At 62.0% G+C, this 15,649-nt stretch carries 9 protein-coding genes and 1 pseudogene; 8 read left to right on the forward strand and 2 right to left on the reverse strand.

Translation table 11 applies throughout. The features are described 5' to 3' along the window. Nucleotides 1–366: 366 nt before the first annotated feature. The 4 genes and pseudogenes from rpoB to NKI16_RS32890 all read left to right on the forward strand — a co-directional run bounded on the left by rpoB (nucleotide 367) and on the right by NKI16_RS32890 (nucleotide 10,503). Nucleotides 367–4,503, forward strand: coding sequence for a DNA-directed RNA polymerase subunit beta (gene rpoB, locus NKI16_RS32875; protein WP_023680443.1), 4,137 nt, complete (start codon nucleotides 367–369; stop codon nucleotides 4,501–4,503). 193 nt (nucleotides 4,504–4,696) lie between these two features. Then, a pseudogene (rpoC, locus tag NKI16_RS32880) lies at nucleotides 4,697–8,893 on the forward strand (DNA-directed RNA polymerase subunit beta'). A gap of 83 nt (nucleotides 8,894–8,976) precedes the next feature. Next, complete coding sequence (locus tag NKI16_RS32885; RefSeq protein WP_352625512.1) at nucleotides 8,977–9,642, forward strand: O-methyltransferase; 666 nt, start codon at nucleotides 8,977–8,979, stop codon at nucleotides 9,640–9,642. A 246-nt stretch (nucleotides 9,643–9,888) separates the two neighbouring features. After that, a complete protein-coding gene (locus NKI16_RS32890) occupies nucleotides 9,889–10,503 on the forward strand; it encodes a hypothetical protein (protein WP_352625514.1) in 615 nt (204 codons plus the stop codon). A gap of 82 nt (nucleotides 10,504–10,585) precedes the next feature. On the opposite strand, the gene NKI16_RS32895 is transcribed toward NKI16_RS32890, so the two are convergent. Both NKI16_RS32895 and NKI16_RS32900 read right to left on the reverse strand, forming a co-directional pair. After that, nucleotides 10,586–11,515 (reverse strand): Gfo/Idh/MocA family protein, encoded by a 930-nt coding sequence (locus NKI16_RS32895; protein WP_352625515.1) that lies wholly within the window; start codon nucleotides 11,513–11,515, stop codon nucleotides 10,586–10,588. Between the two features lie 123 nt (nucleotides 11,516–11,638). Then, the gene (locus NKI16_RS32900; RefSeq protein WP_352625516.1) at nucleotides 11,639–11,920 is read right to left on the reverse strand and encodes a transcriptional regulator; all 282 of its coding nucleotides are present in this window, start codon (nucleotides 11,918–11,920) and stop codon (nucleotides 11,639–11,641) included. 462 nt (nucleotides 11,921–12,382) lie between these two features. Between NKI16_RS32900 and rpsL the strand changes: the two genes are divergently transcribed. The 4 genes from rpsL to NKI16_RS32920 all read left to right on the forward strand — a co-directional run. Next, a complete protein-coding gene (gene rpsL, locus NKI16_RS32905; protein WP_006333356.1) occupies nucleotides 12,383–12,754 on the forward strand; it encodes a 30S ribosomal protein S12 in 372 nt (123 codons plus the stop codon). Between the two features lie 85 nt (nucleotides 12,755–12,839). Then, the gene (gene rpsG / locus NKI16_RS32910; protein WP_008875664.1) at nucleotides 12,840–13,310 is read left to right on the forward strand and encodes a 30S ribosomal protein S7; all 471 of its coding nucleotides are present in this window, start codon (nucleotides 12,840–12,842) and stop codon (nucleotides 13,308–13,310) included. Between the two features lie 30 nt (nucleotides 13,311–13,340). Further along, nucleotides 13,341–15,431, forward strand: a complete 2,091-nt coding sequence (fusA, locus tag NKI16_RS32915; RefSeq protein ID WP_023680448.1) for an elongation factor G — start codon at nucleotides 13,341–13,343, stop codon at nucleotides 15,429–15,431. A 67-nt stretch (nucleotides 15,432–15,498) separates the two neighbouring features. Beyond that, a partial coding sequence (locus tag NKI16_RS32920; RefSeq protein ID WP_352643320.1) for a GTP-binding protein occupies nucleotides 15,499–15,649 on the forward strand: 151 nt, incomplete at its 3' end.

Here is a 15,649-nt window from a genome sequence, read left to right on the forward strand (position 1 = left end):
AATCGCCCGCTTTTACCCGGCCGTGCGCTAAATCTTACCCGCCCCTGTGTCCGCCTGGGGGCCCATCGCCCAAACTAATCTTTCGGTTGCGCCCGGGCGCTCGGCGGCGCCCCCCCCGCCACTCCTTTCGCGTCGAAGGGAGGCTGCGTAACGCGAAGAGTGCGAAAACCTCTTTCCTGAGGGCCGCAAACCGGCCTTCAGGAAACGGGTTTTCTCCCGTTTCTGGCCCGCCGCCAATTGGCGCCGGGTGAAAAGACAAGAAGCCGCCGACAGGCGGCGGGCAACAAGACAGGGCCGCCAAGGTGGCCCGAGATGCAAGGCGAGCCGCGGCGAGGCTCGTCCCGAGAATTGAGCTAAGGAGCGACGATGGCCCAGACCCAGACTTTCAATGGCCGCAGACGCGTACGCAAGTTTTTCGGAAAGATCCCGGAAGTTGCGGAGATGCCGAACCTGATCGAGGTTCAGAAGGCATCCTATGACCAGTTCCTGATGGTGGAGGAGCCCAAGGGTGGGCGTCCTGACGAGGGACTGCAAGCAGTTTTCAAGTCGGTCTTCCCGATTTCCGATTTTTCCGGCTCCTCGATGCTGGAATTCGTGAAGTATGAGTTCGAGGGACCGAAATTCGACGTTGACGAATGCCGGCAGCGCGACCTGACCTATGCGGCGCCGCTCAAGGTGACGCTGCGCCTCATCGTGTTCGATATCGACGAGGATACCGGCGCCAAGTCGATCAAGGACATCAAGGAGCAGGACGTCTACATGGGCGACATGCCGCTCATGACCTTGAACGGCACCTTCATCGTCAACGGCACCGAGCGCGTCATCGTCTCGCAGATGCACCGTTCGCCAGGCGTCTTCTTCGACCATGACAAGGGCAAGTCGCACTCGTCCGGCAAGCTTCTGTTTGCCGCGCGCGTCATTCCCTATCGCGGTTCGTGGCTCGACATCGAGTTCGATAGCAAGGACGTCGTGCATGCCCGCATCGATCGCCGCCGCAAGATTCCGGTGACGTCGCTGCTGATGGCGCTCGGCATGGACGGCGAAGAGATCCTGTCGACCTTCTACAACAAGATCACCTACAAGCGCGCCGGCGACCATTGGCGCATCCCGTTCAACGTCGAGCGTTTCCGCGGGCTCAAGGCCGTTGGCGACCTGGTCGACGCCGACACCGGCGAAGTCGTCGTCGAGGCCGGCAAGAAGATCACCGCCCGCCAGGCCAGGGCACTTGGCGAAAAGGGTCTCAAGGCGATCAAGGCGACCGACGAGGATCTGCTCGGCAACTACCTTGCCGAGGATATTGTCAACTACGCGACCGGCGAGATCTTCCTCGAAGCCGGTGACGAGATCGACGAAAAGACGCTGAAAGTGCTGCTTGGCACCGGTGACGATGAGATCAAGGTCCTCGACATCGACCACGTCAACGTCGGCGCCTACATCCGCAACACGCTCAACGTCGACAAGAACGAGAGCCGCCAGGACGCGCTGTTCGACATCTACCGCGTCATGCGCCCCGGCGAGCCGCCGACGCTGGAAACCGCTGAAGCCATGTTCAACTCGCTGTTCTTCGACAGCGAGCGCTATGATCTGTCGGCCGTTGGCCGCGTCAAGATGAACATGCGCCTCGAGCTCAAGGCCGAGGATACCGTGCGCGTGCTGCGCAAGGACGACATCCTGGCCGTGGTCAAGACGCTGGTCGAACTGCGCGACGGCAAGGGCGAGATCGACGACATCGACAATCTCGGCAACCGCCGCGTGCGCTCGGTCGGCGAGCTGATGGAGAACCAGTACCGCGTCGGCCTGCTGCGCATGGAGCGCGCGATCAAGGAACGCATGTCCTCGATCGAGATCGATACGGTGATGCCGCAGGACCTGATCAACGCCAAGCCGGCGGCTGCCGCCGTACGCGAGTTCTTCGGTTCCTCGCAGCTGTCGCAGTTCATGGATCAGACCAACCCGCTTTCGGAGATCACCCACAAGCGCCGTCTTTCGGCGCTTGGACCGGGCGGTCTGACCCGCGAGCGTGCCGGTTTCGAGGTGCGCGACGTGCACCCGACGCATTACGGCCGCATCTGCCCGATCGAGACGCCGGAAGGCCCGAATATCGGCCTGATCAACTCGCTTGCGACCTTCGCGCGTGTCAACAAATACGGCTTCATCGAGAGCCCGTACCGCAAGATCGTCAACGGCAAGCTGACCAATGAGGTCGTTTACCTGTCGGCTATGGAAGAGGCCAAGCACCACGTCGCGCAGGCCAATGCCGAGCTCGACAAGAATGGTCATTTCGTCGACGAATTCGTCATTTGCCGCAACGCCGGCGAAGTGATGATGGCGCCGCGCGAAAACGTCGATCTGATGGACGTGTCGCCGAAGCAGATGGTGTCGGTGGCCGCGGCCCTGATCCCGTTCCTCGAGAACGACGACGCCAACCGTGCGCTGATGGGCTCGAACATGCAGCGTCAGGCCGTGCCGCTGGTGCGCGCCGAAGCGCCGTTCGTCGGCACCGGCATGGAGCCGATCGTCGCCCGTGACTCGGGCGCCGCCATCGGCGCCCGCCGCGGCGGCATCGTCGACCAGGTGGACGCGACGCGTATCGTCATCCGCGCCACGGAAGATCTCGATCCCGGCAAGTCCGGCGTCGACATCTACCGGCTGATGAAGTTCCAGCGTTCGAACCAGAACACCTGCATCAACCAGCGTCCGCTGGTGCGCATGGGCGACCGGGTCAACAAGGGCGACATCATCGCCGACGGCCCGTCGACCGAGCTCGGCGATCTGGCCCTCGGCCGTAACGTGCTGGTCGCGTTCATGCCGTGGAACGGCTACAACTACGAGGATTCCATCCTCCTGTCCGAGCGCATCGTCGCCGACGACGTCTTCACCTCGATCCACATCGAGGAGTTCGAAGTCATGGCCCGCGACACCAAGCTGGGGCCGGAGGAGATCACGCGCGACATTCCCAACGTCTCGGAAGAAGCGCTGAAGAACCTCGATGAGGCCGGCATCGTCTACATCGGTGCGGAAGTGCAGCCGGGCGACATCCTGGTCGGCAAGATCACGCCGAAGGGCGAAAGCCCGATGACGCCGGAAGAAAAGCTGCTGCGCGCCATCTTCGGTGAAAAGGCCTCGGACGTGCGCGACACCTCGATGCGCATGCCTCCGGGAACCTTCGGCACCGTCGTCGAAGTGCGTGTCTTCAACCGCCACGGCGTCGAGAAGGACGAGCGCGCCATGGCGATCGAGCGCGAGGAGATCGAACGCCTCGCCAAGGACCGCGACGACGAGCAGGCGATCCTCGACCGCAACGTCTATTCGCGTCTTTCCGACGTTCTCGTCGGCAAGGAAGCGATTGCCGGGCCGAAGGGCTTCAAGAAGGGCTCGAAGCTGTCGAAGGACACGCTCGACGAGTATCCGCGTTCGCAGTGGTGGCAGTTTGCCGTGGAGAACGAAAAGCTCCAGAGCGAACTGGAAGCCCTGCGTGGCCAGTACGACGATTCCAAGAAGGCGCTCGAGCAGCGCTTCATGGACAAGGTCGAGAAGGTGCAGCGCGGCGACGAAATGCCTCCGGGCGTCATGAAGATGGTCAAGGTCTTCGTGGCCGTGAAGCGCAAGATGCAGCCCGGCGACAAGATGGCCGGCCGGCACGGCAACAAGGGTGTCGTGTCGCGGATCGTTCCGGTCGAGGATATGCCTTTCCTCGAGGACGGCACGCATGCCGACATCGTGCTCAACCCGCTGGGTGTGCCGAGCCGCATGAATGTCGGCCAGATCCTGGAAACGCATCTGGGCTGGGCTTGCGCCGGAATGGGCAGGAAGATCGGCGATCTGATCGACGCGTACAAGACGGCGGGCGACATCAAGCCGCTGCGCAAGACGCTTGAGAGCTTCATGCCTTCCAACGACCGCAACGAGCCGGTCCGCGAATATGACGACGAGAGCATCGTTCGCCTCAGCGAGCAGATGCGCCGCGGCGTCTCCATCGCGACACCGGTGTTCGACGGCGCGCACGAGGCCGACATCAACATCATGCTGGAGCAGGCGGGCCTGCACACCAGCGGTCAGTCGCAGCTCTATGACGGGCGCACCGGCGAGCCGTTCGATCGCAAAGTGACGATGGGCTACATATATATGCTCAAGCTTCACCACCTTGTGGACGACAAGATCCACGCGCGTTCAATCGGTCCGTACTCGCTCGTTACCCAGCAGCCACTGGGCGGCAAGGCGCAGTTCGGTGGCCAGCGCTTCGGCGAGATGGAGGTCTGGGCGCTCGAAGCGTACGGCGCCGCCTACACGCTGCAGGAGATGCTGACGGTGAAGTCGGATGACGTCGCCGGACGCACCAAGGTCTACGAGGCGATCGTCAGAGGCGACGACACCTTCGAGGCCGGCATCCCCGAGAGCTTCAACGTTCTCGTCAAGGAAATGCGGTCTCTCGGCCTCAATGTCGAGCTGGAGAACACCAAGCTCGACGACAACCCGATCCGGCTGCCCGACGCGGCCGAATAGGCAAGACGCTCGGTCGCGAGAGAGGGCTCTCGCGACTGGGCGCCGAGCATGATCCCGAAAAGTGGTTACCGGTTTTCGGCCAAGATCATGCTCAAACAAGAGAGTTTCTTCGGCCGATGGCCGATCAAGTCGGCGGGCGTTTGGCCCGCGCTAGATGCAAGGGGTTTTCGAGGACCCCGAAAAGGAGAACGGCATGAACCAAGAGGTCATGAATCTCTTCAATCCCCAGGCGCCTGCGCAGGTGTTCGATTCCATCCGGATCTCGCTTGCCAGCCCTGAGAAGATTCTGTCCTGGTCGTTCGGCGAGATCAAGAAGCCGGAGACCATCAACTACCGCACCTTCAAGCCGGAGCGTGACGGCCTGTTCTGCGCGCGCATTTTTGGCCCGATCAAGGACTATGAGTGCCTGTGCGGCAAGTACAAGCGCATGAAATACAAGGGCGTCATCTGCGAGAAGTGCGGCGTCGAAGTCACGCTGTCGCGCGTCCGCCGCGAGCGCATGGGCCATATCGAGCTGGCGGCACCGGTCGCCCACATCTGGTTCCTGAAGTCGCTGCCGTCGCGCATCGGCACGCTGCTCGACATGACGCTGAAGGACATCGAGCGGGTCCTCTACTTCGAGAACTACATCGTTACCGAACCCGGCCTCACCGCGCTGAAGGAGCACCAGCTGCTCAGCGAGGAAGAGTACATGATGGCCGTCGACGAGTATGGCGAGGATTCGTTCACCGCCATGATCGGCGCCGAGGCGATCCACGACCTTCTGGCCGGCATGGACCTCGAGAAGATCGCCGGCGATCTGCGTTCTGAGCTGGCGTCGACCACCTCCGAGCCCTAGCAGAAGAAGTACCTGAAGCGGCTCAAGGTCGTCGAGAACTTCATGGAATCCGGCAACCGTCCGGAATGGATGATCATGAAGGTGGTTCCGGTGATCCCGCCGGATCTGCGCCCGCTTGTCCCGCTGGACGGCGGCCGTTTCGCGACGTCGGATCTGAACGACCTCTATCGCCGCGTCATCAACCGCAACAACCGCTTGAAGCGGCTGATCGAGCTGCGCGCGCCCGGCATCATCGTGCGCAATGAAAAGCGCATGCTGCAGGAAGCCGTCGATGCGCTGTTCGACAACGGCCGCCGCGGCCGCGTCATCACCGGCGCCAACAAGCGTCCGCTGAAGTCGCTGTCCGACATGCTGAAGGGCAAGCAGGGCCGGTTCCGCCAGAACCTGCTCGGCAAGCGCGTCGACTATTCCGGCCGCTCGGTCATCGTCACCGGTCCGGAGCTCAAGCTGCACCAGTGCGGCCTGCCGAAGAAGATGGCGCTCGAACTGTTCAAGCCCTTCATCTACGCCCGTCTCGACGCCAAGGGTTACTCCTCGACCGTCAAGCAGGCGAAGAAGCTGGTCGAGAAGGAGCGTCCGGAGGTCTGGGATATCCTCGACGAGGTCATCCGCGAGCATCCGGTGCTTTTGAACCGCGCACCGACGCTGCACCGCCTCGGCATCCAGGCGTTCGAGCCGATCCTGATCGAAGGCAAGGCGATCCAGCTTCACCCGCTGGTCTGCACGGCCTTCAACGCCGATTTCGACGGCGACCAGATGGCGGTCCACGTGCCGCTGTCGCTGGAAGCGCAGCTCGAAGCCCGCGTGCTGATGATGTCGACTAACAACATCCTGCACCCGGCTTCCGGTGCGCCGATCATCGTGCCGTCGCAGGACATGGTTCTCGGTCTCTACTATCTCTCGATCGTCAATCAGAACGAGCCGGGCGAGGGCATGGTGTTTGCCGACATGGGCGAACTCCAGCACGCGCTCGAGACCAAGGCGGTGACGCTGCATGCCAAGATCAAGGGGCGCTTCCGCACGGTCGACGCCGACGGCAAGGTCGTGTCGAAGATCTACGACACCACGCCTGGCCGCATGATCATCGGCGAGCTGCTGCCGAAGAACCACAACGTGCCCTACGAGACCGCCAACCAGGAGATGACCAAGAAGAACATCTCCAAGATGATCGACACCGTCTACCGCCATTGCGGTCAGAAGGAGACGGTCATTTTCTGCGATCGCATCATGGCTCTCGGCTTCAGCCATGCCTGCCGCGCCGGCATTTCGTTCGGCAAGGACGACATGCTGATCCCGGATGCCAAGATCAAGCTGGTCTCCGACACAGAGGCTTTGGCCAAGGAATACGAGCAGCAGTACAATGACGGCCTGATCACCCAGGGCGAGAAGTACAACAAGGTCGTCGACGCCTGGGCCAAGTGCTCGGAAAAGGTCGCCGACGAAATGATGGCCCGCATCAAGGCGGTCGAGTTCGAGGACAACGGCCGTCAGAAGCCGATGAACTCGATCTATATGATGTCGCACTCCGGTGCGCGCGGCTCGCCCACCCAGATGCGCCAGCTCGCCGGCATGCGCGGCCTGATGGCCAAGCCTAGCGGTGAAATCATCGAGACGCCGATCATCTCGAACTTCAAGGAAGGCCTCACCGTGCTCGAGTACTTCAACTCGACCCACGGCGCCCGCAAGGGTCTGGCCGACACCGCCTTGAAGACGGCGAACTCGGGTTACCTGACGCGTCGTCTCGTCGACGTGGCGCAGGACTGCATCGTCAACTCGCTCGACTGCGGCACCGACAAGGGCCTCACCATGCAGCCGATCGTCGATGCCGGTCAGGTCGTCGCCTCGGTTGGCCAGCGCGTTCTCGGCCGCACCTCGCTCGACGACATCACCCACCCGGTCACCGGTGAGGTTCTGGTCAAGGCCGGAACACTGATGGACGAACGTGACGTGGAACTGATCGAAAAGGCCGGCGTGCAGTCGGTCCGCATCCGTTCGGCGCTGACCTGCGAGGTCAGGGTCGGTGTCTGCGCGGTCTGCTACGGACGCGATCTGGCCCGCGGCACGCCCGTCAACCAGGGCGAGGCTGTCGGCGTCATCGCGGCGCAGTCGATCGGCGAGCCGGGCACCCAGCTCACCATGCGTACCTTCCACATGGGCGGCACGGCGCAGGTGGTGGATTCCTCGTTCCTTGAAGCCTCGTACGAGGGCAAGGTCGAGATCCGCAACCGCAACGTGGTGCGCAACTCCGACGGCCAGCTGATGGTCATGGGCCGCAACATGGCGGTGCTGATCCTCGACGAAGCCGGCAAGGAACGCGCCACGCACCGCGTCACCTACGGTTCGCGCATCTTCGTCGACGATGGCGACAAGGTGAAACGCGGCCAGCGTATCGCCGAGTGGGATCCTTATACCCGCCCGATCCTCACCGAAATCGAGGGCAGGGTGGCATTCGAGGATCTGGTCGATGGCATTTCCGTCCAGGAAACCGCCGACGAATCGACCGGCATCACCAAGCGCGAGGTCATCGACTGGCGTTCGACGCCACGCGGCAACGACCTCAAGCCGGCGATCGTCGTCCAGGATGCCAAGGGCAAGGTCGGCAAGCTGTCGAAGGGCGGCGACGCCCGCTTCCTGCTCTCGGTCGAGGCCATTCTTTCGGTCGAGCCGGGCGCACAGGTTCGCCCCGGCGACGTGCTGGCGCGTATCCCGATGGAAAGCGCCAAGACCAAGGACATCACCGGCGGTCTGCCGCGTGTGGCCGAACTGTTCGAGGCACGCCGTCCGAAGGATCACGCCATCATCGCCGAGATCGATGGCACGATCCGCTTCGGCCGCGACTACAAGAACAAGCGCCGCATCATCATCGAGCCGCATGACTCGACGCTTGAGCCGGTCGAATACCTGATCCCGAAGGGCAAGCCGTTCCATCTCCAGGACGGCGACGTCATCGAGAAGGGCGACTACATCCTCGACGGCAATCCGGCGCCGCACGACATCCTGGCGATCAAGGGCGTAGAGGCGCTTGCCTCCTATCTCGTCAACGAAATCCAGGAGGTCTACCGACTGCAGGGCGTGTCGATCAACGACAAGCACATCGAGGTGATCGTTCGCCAGATGCTGCAGAAGGTCGAGATCACCACGCAGGGCGATTCGACCTACATTCCGGGCGACCACGTCGACGTGATCGAGCTGGAAGAGGTCAATGAGCGCCTGGTCGAGGAAGGCAAGAAGCCGGCCGAAGGCCAGCCGGTGCTGCTCGGCATCACCAAGGCCTCGCTGCAGACGCCGTCCTTCATCTCCGCCGCCTCCTTCCAGGAGACGACGAGGGTGCTGACCGAAGCTGCGGTTGCCGGCAAGACCGACATGCTGCAGGGGCTGAAGGAAAACGTCATCGTCGGCCGGCTGATCCCGGCCGGTACCGGCGGTACGATGAGCCAGATCCGGCGCATCGCCACCTCGCGCGACGAGTTGATCATCGACGAGCGCCGCAAGGCGTCCGGCGTCGAGGTCGCCGAGCCGATGCTGACCGACATGGTTAACGCCGCGCAGTAAGCGCGCAAGCAAGAGAAGATAAAAAGGGGCCCAAGTGGCCCCTTTTTCGCGTTGTGGTTCCCCAATCGGATCGGAGGAGAACGATGAGCAGGAAGATCTGGGCTGCTGTCGACGACTACATTGTCGAAGCTCTTTTCGAGGCGGATCCCGCTCTTGATGCCGTTCTGGCGGCCAACCATGATCAGGGCCTGCCGCCTATCGACGTTTCCCCGGCACAAGGCAAGCTGCTCTCACTTCTTGCGCGAATGCAGGGAGCGAGGAAGGTACTCGAAATCGGCACCTTGGGCGGTTATTCGACAATCTGGATGGCGCGAGCATTGCCGATGGACGGCAAGGTCGTGACGCTCGAGCTTGATCCGCACCACGCCAGTGTCGCGCGGTCGAACTTTGAACGGGCAGGGGTGTCTGACCGTGTGGAACTGCGGGTCGGACCGGCGCTTCAATCGCTTGCGGCCTTAGGCGCCGAGAATGCCGGGCCGTTCGACTTCATCTTCATCGACGCCGACAAGCCGAACAACCCGCACTATCTGTCCTGGGCCATGCGTCTTTCGAGGCCGGGGACCGTCATCGTCTGCGACAATGTCATCCGTGACGGCGCGGTGGTGAATGAAGATGGTCGCGATGCCAATGTCGAAGGGGCACGCGCGGCGTTCTCGTTCATCGGCAGCGACAAACGTCTGGAAGGCACCGCGATCCAGACTGTTGGCGCCAAGGGCTATGACGGCTTTGCAATAGCGATCGTCAATTGAACTTAGGCGGTGAGCGGCCGGACCTGCGATCCGGCCGACGCCCACTAACGCCTCCACCACATTGCGCCTGCCGAGCATGACGGCGTTGGCCATCTTGATCGGTGGCGCCATGAACGATGGCGCCATGAATCAGGGAAACCTGCATGTCCATGCAGCCCTCGCTATTTCGCGGGATTGCGTGATATGCGTCCGTCTATGAGGGGAGACAAAGACGGCAATTTGGCACTGGGGATAGCGTTCGGGTTCATGGGCGCGCTCTCGGTGTTCGTTTGGGTGAATGGCTTCACTAGCCTTGGCTATTGTCGACCTGACGAAATCGGAGGAGCCTGTTTGAGAGAATGGTTTGGGGCTCTGAGTGGCTGGGCTGCATTTGTCGGCGCGGCCGTTGCGCTGCCATATCTTGCCGCTCAAGCCCGTGAGGCGCAGAAACAAACAGCCTTCACTGTTGGTGACGCAGAACCCGAATTTGTCATAACGAGAGACCGCCATGCTCGCCGCGCAACGTTGACGGTTACCAACTGGAGCCGCAGCTTGATTATGGTCGATGCCGTCACAGCAACGCACGACGGCCGCGTTGCTGTCTATGACATATCGGACGCAGACAACCCTTCGGTACCGTCTTGGCAGCAACAGCGTGCATGGGGAGAACAAGGCGCATTCCGTGTTTACGGATGGCTCGATCATGCCAGCGCCCCGTCGCAGCGTCGCTTGAAGCTGCTGTTTTCGATTGACGGAAAGTTTTCCGACGACTTGAACCTCATTGCATCGAGGATGGAATTCATTATTTCGTACCGCATTGTCGGGCAACGACATCGACGAGAAACTGCTAAAGTCACAACCCTTGAAATCGCTGACGAATAGGTTGCTTGTCACGCCGCCCTCGCCATCTTGAACCGCCGACAAACGTCGACGGCCATCGCTACGAAGGCAGAGCCGAGTATTCTCAGTCGAAAAACGCCTCGACCACATTGCGCTTGCCGAGCATGAAGGCGTCGGCGACGTGCTGCAGGGGCGCGAGATCGACGTCGGAGGTGCCGGCGCGCACGATCTCGGCGAAGCGCTTGTAGAGCATCGGATATTCGGCTTCCGGCTCCTCGTGAACGACGCGGCCATCGATGGCGAGCTTTGAGCCGCCGCCAGAAAGCACCATCGATCCGGCCTCGGTATCGGCCAGGATGTCCCAGCTTTGCGGGCCGGTCTGACGCCAGTCGAGTTCCATCGTCACCGGCAGACCGTTCGAAGTGCGGAAGGCGATATGGGCGGCGATCGGGGCCGCGCGGTTTTCGGGGAAATCGAGTTCTGCCGAGCTGATGAACATCGGCGGCAGGATGTGGGTAGCGATCGACAGCGCGTTGATGCCGGGATCGAACACGCCGAAGCCGCCGGGAGCCCAGATCCATTCCTGATTCGGATGCCAGCGGCGCACGTCTTCTTTCCAATTGATGGCGGCCGACCTGATCGTTGTCGATCCAAGGAATGCGCGCGCAGCTTCGACAGCTGGCGCATAGCGCGAGTGCCAGCTGGCGAACAGGCAGACGCCGTTCGCTGTCGCCAGCGCCTTCAGGTCTTCGACCTCGCTGACCGTGGCGCCGGGCGGCTTTTCCAGGAAGACATGCTTTTTCGCCGCCAGCGCCAAGCGCGCGGCGTCGTAACGAAACTGCGGCGGCATGCACAGCGACACCGCCTCGAGCTCCGGCACCGAGTCGAGCATCGCCTCGATCGTCGGGAAATTCGGGATGTCTTCGACTTTGCCGTGGCGGCTCGCTGCGGCGACCAGGCGATAATCCTGGTCCTTCGCCAGCGCCGGCAGGTGCTGGTCACGGACGATCTTCCCCACGCCGACGATGCCGAGCTTGATGGGATTAGAGGACATGGGAGCTCCGCAGGTTGAGTGTGCTTGGTTTTGCCAGAGGTCGCTTCTTAGCAGAGAACTTGTGCCGGGCAAGTCGCCGGGCTTTGTCGCCGGCCCGTGAGATCGACCGCGATTCAGATCTCTTCAGATCGGCACATCGAACGTCACGATCGACACTTCGCCTTCGAGCGCGCCCTGATAGGCGGACAGATGCGGCTCCTCGTCGGGCACGCCGTCCATGTCGCCGATCTGATCGAGCTCGGCCTCGGCATAACCTTCGGCGGCGAGCGATTCGAGAGCGCGGCGCACCGCCGAATCGTCGTCCGGCGCGACCAGCATCACATGCACGCCTTCCGCCTTGCCGCCTTTGCGCCTCCACACCCGGCCGGTAATAATGGTGACCGGGCGCTCCTCATTGTCATTCACGGGTTCGTACCTCCGGGCGAGGGGTTTTGGGCTGCTCATGCCGCCTTTTCGCACGAAGCACGGCCTGGAAACAGCCGCAAGCCGGTCACTTTCTGGCTTCCTCTTGAAAAACGACGCAAGAAAATTACATGCGCTTTTCGCATGGCTGCCAAGCCTCGGGTTCAGCGCAATATTTGCCGCTCCGGGGTTGACGGACAGTGGCCATACGAGTAGAAGCCGCCCAGTCAGAACCGATGTGAGGCTCTTGCTTCCGAAGCGACACGCTTTGGAGTTTGCCTCAAACAGGGTTCGTTTTACGAGCGAAAAGACATTTCCGGCGTGCATGAAGCGGCTTCCGCTTCCTCTGCGATTTGTTCGGGCAAGACCGCGAGGCGCGGTTTGTGGCCCGAATTTGCGTATGGAAATGACGCTTTGAGCGGCCCTGACCGGGCGAGACACGGAATTGAGAGACAAGAGGGTTTAATGCCTACCGTCAACCAGCTGATCCGCAAGCCGCGCATTGCGCCGGTGAAGCGCAACAAGGTCCCGGCCATGCAGCAGAACCCGCAGAAGCGGGGCGTCTGCACGCGCGTCTACACCACGACGCCGAAGAAGCCGAACTCGGCGCTGCGCAAGGTGGCCAAGATCCGCCTGACCAATGGTTTTGAAGTGATCGGTTACATCCCCGGCGAAGGCCACAACCTTCAGGAGCACTCGGTGGTGATGATCCGCGGCGGTCGCGTCAAGGATCTTCCGGGCGTCCGTTACCACATCATCCGCGGCGTGCTCGACACGCAAGGCGTGAAGAACCGCAAGCAGCGCCGTTCGAAATACGGCGCCAAGCGTCCGAAGTGACCGAAGCGTAGCCAAGGTCGTTCCGGGCGGCGTCAAGCGACGATCCGGGATCCAGGCCACCGCGTAGAATTGAGGCAGAGAAAAAATGTCCCGTCGTCACAGTGCAGAAAAGCGTGAGATCAATCCGGACCCGAAGTTCGGCGATCTGATCGTCACCAAGTTCATGAACGCCGTCATGTATGACGGCAAGAAGTCGGTTGCCGAGACCATCGTCTACGGCGCGCTCGACCAGGTTCAGTCCAAGACCAAGCAGGAGCCGGTCACCGTCTTCCATCAGGCGCTCGACAATGTCGCGCCGCATGTGGAAGTGCGTTCGCGCCGCGTCGGCGGCGCCACCTACCAGGTTCCGGTCGACGTGCGCCCCGAGCGCCGTCAGGCATTGGCCATCCGCTGGCTGATTGCCGCCGCCCGCAACCGCAACGAGACCACTATGGTCGACCGCCTCTCCGGCGAGCTGATGGACGCGGCCAACAACCGCGGCACCGCCGTCAAGAAGCGTGAAGACACCCACAAGATGGCAGAAGCCAACCGCGCTTTCGCGCACTACCGCTGGTAAAGCGCGAACGAGACTGAAGAGGCACCTCCCATGGCCCGCGAATATAAAATCGAAGACTACCGCAATTTCGGTATCATGGCGCACATCGACGCCGGCAAGACGACGACCACCGAGCGCGTCCTCTATTACACGGGCAAGTCGCACAAGATCGGCGAAGTCCACGACGGCGCTGCCACCATGGATTGGATGGAGCAGGAGCAGGAGCGCGGCATTACCATCACGTCGGCCGCGACCACGACCTTCTGGAAGGGTCGCGACGGCAAGATGCACCGCTTCAACATCATCGACACCCCTGGCCACGTCGACTTCACCATTGAAGTCGAGCGCTCGCTGCGCGTGCTTGACGGCGCCATCGCGCTGCTCGATGCCAATGCCGGTGTCGAGCCGCAGACGGAAACCGTCTGGCGCCAGGCTGACAAGTACCGCGTGCCGCGCATGATCTTCTGCAACAAGATGGACAAGATCGGCGCCGACTTCTACCGCTCGGTCGAGATGATCGGTTCGCGCCTCGGTGCACATGCCGTCGTCATGCAGCTGCCGATCGGCGCTGAGACCGAGTTCAAGGGTGTCGTCGACCTCGTCGAGATGAACGCGCTGGTCTGGCGCGACGAGACGCTGGGCGCTGCCTGGGACATCGTCGAGATCCCTGCCGACCTCAAGGCTCGTGCCGAAGAGTACCGCGAGAAGATGATCGAGGCCGCCGTCGAAATGGACGAAACGGCGCTCGAGAACTACCTCGAAGGCAAGATGCCGAGCAACGATGAGATCCGTGCGCTCATCCGCAAGGGCACGATCGCGGTGAAGTTCTATCCGATGTTCTGCGGCTCGGCCTTCAAGAACAAGGGCGTGCAGCCGCTGCTCGACGCCGTCGTCGAATATCTGCCGTCGCCGGCCGATGTCCCGGCCATCAAGGGCGTCGACGCCAAGACCGACGCCGAGATCGAGCGTCACGCCGACGACAACGAGCCGCTGTCGATGCTTGCCTTCAAGATCATGAACGACCCGTTCGTCGGTTCGCTCACCTTTGCCCGCATCTATTCGGGCAAGCTCACCAAGGGCATCTCGGTCGACAACACCGTGAAGGGCAAGAAAGAGCGCATCGGCCGCATGTTGCAGATGCATGCTAATTCGCGCGCCGACGTCGAAGAGGCGTTTGCCGGCGACATCGTCGCCCTCGCTGGTCTCAAGGACACCACCACCGGCGACACGCTCAGTGATCCGCTGCATCCGGTCATCCTCGAGCGCATGGAATTCCCCGATCCGGTCATCCAGATCGCCATCGAGCCGAAGACCAAGAACGACCAGGAAAAGATGGGTCTCGCCCTTCACCGCCTGGCCGCCGAGGATCCGTCCTTCCGCGTCAAGACCGACGAGGAATCGGGCCAGACGATCATTTCCGGCATGGGCGAGCTTCACCTCGACATCATCGTCGACCGCATGCGCCGCGAGTTCAAGGTCGAGGCCAATGTCGGCGCGCCGCAGGTGGCCTACCGCGAGACGATCACCCGCAAGCACGAGCAGGACTACACGCACAAGAAGCAGACCGGTGGTACCGGCCAGTTCGCCCGCGTCAAGATCCTGTTCGAGCCGAATCCGGAAAGCAGCGAATTCGAGTTCGAAACCAAGATCGTCGGCGGCGCTGTGCCGAAGGAATACATCCCCGGTGTCGAAAAGGGCATCAACAGCGTCATGACCTCGGGCCCGTTCGCCGGCTTCCCGATGATCGGCGTCAAGGCGACGCTGATCGATGGCGCCTACCACGACGTGGACTCGTCGGTTCTGGCCTTCGAAATCGCCGGCCGCGCCTGCTTCCGTGAAGCAGCGCCCAAGCTTGGCGTGCAGTTGCTCGAGCCGATCATGAAGGTCGAAGTGGTGACGCCGGAAGATTACGTCGGCAGCGTTATCGGCGACCTGAACGGCCGTCGCGGCCAGATCCAGGGCCAGGAAGCCCGTGGCGTGGCTGTGGTCATCAACGCGATGGTGCCGCTCGCCAACATGTTCAAATACGTGGACAACCTTCGCTCGATGAGCCAGGGCCGCGCGGCCTACACGATGCAGTTCGACCACTACGAGCCGGTCCCGACCGCGGTCGCCCAGGAAGTCCAGAAGAAATACGCGTAACTCGAAACGAGTTGCATCAGTAACTTAATTCAAGGCCCGCACGGGCTGGCAGGAATGGAGAGATCACATGGCAAAAGGTAAATTCGAGCGCACTAAGCCTCATGTGAACATTGGCACGATTGGTCACGTCGATCATGGCAAGACGTCGCTGACGGCGGCGATCACCAAGTATTTTGGCGAATACAAGCGCTACGACCAGATCGATGCGGCGCCGGAAG

It is taken from the genome of Mesorhizobium sp. M0698 (assembly GCF_040320455.1).
In the GTDB taxonomy this organism is placed as follows: domain Bacteria; phylum Pseudomonadota; class Alphaproteobacteria; order Rhizobiales; family Rhizobiaceae; genus Mesorhizobium.

What these genes read in the sequence shown, in the direction of transcription:
- rpoB (WP_023680443.1), top strand. Translation starts at nt 367, where the DNA reads ATGGCCCAGACCCAGACTTTCAATGGCCGCAGACGCGTACGCAAGTTT.
- NKI16_RS32885 (WP_352625512.1), top strand. Translation starts at nt 8,977, where the DNA reads ATGAGCAGGAAGATCTGGGCTGCTGTCGACGACTACATTGTCGAAGCT.
- NKI16_RS32890 (WP_352625514.1), top strand. Translation starts at nt 9,889, where the DNA reads ATGGGCGCGCTCTCGGTGTTCGTTTGGGTGAATGGCTTCACTAGCCTT.
- NKI16_RS32895 (WP_352625515.1), bottom strand. Translation starts at nt 11,515, where the DNA reads ATGTCCTCTAATCCCATCAAGCTCGGCATCGTCGGCGTGGGGAAGATC.
- rpsL (WP_006333356.1), top strand. Translation starts at nt 12,383, where the DNA reads ATGCCTACCGTCAACCAGCTGATCCGCAAGCCGCGCATTGCGCCGGTG.
- rpsG (WP_008875664.1), top strand. Translation starts at nt 12,840, where the DNA reads ATGTCCCGTCGTCACAGTGCAGAAAAGCGTGAGATCAATCCGGACCCG.
- fusA (WP_023680448.1), top strand. Translation starts at nt 13,341, where the DNA reads ATGGCCCGCGAATATAAAATCGAAGACTACCGCAATTTCGGTATCATG.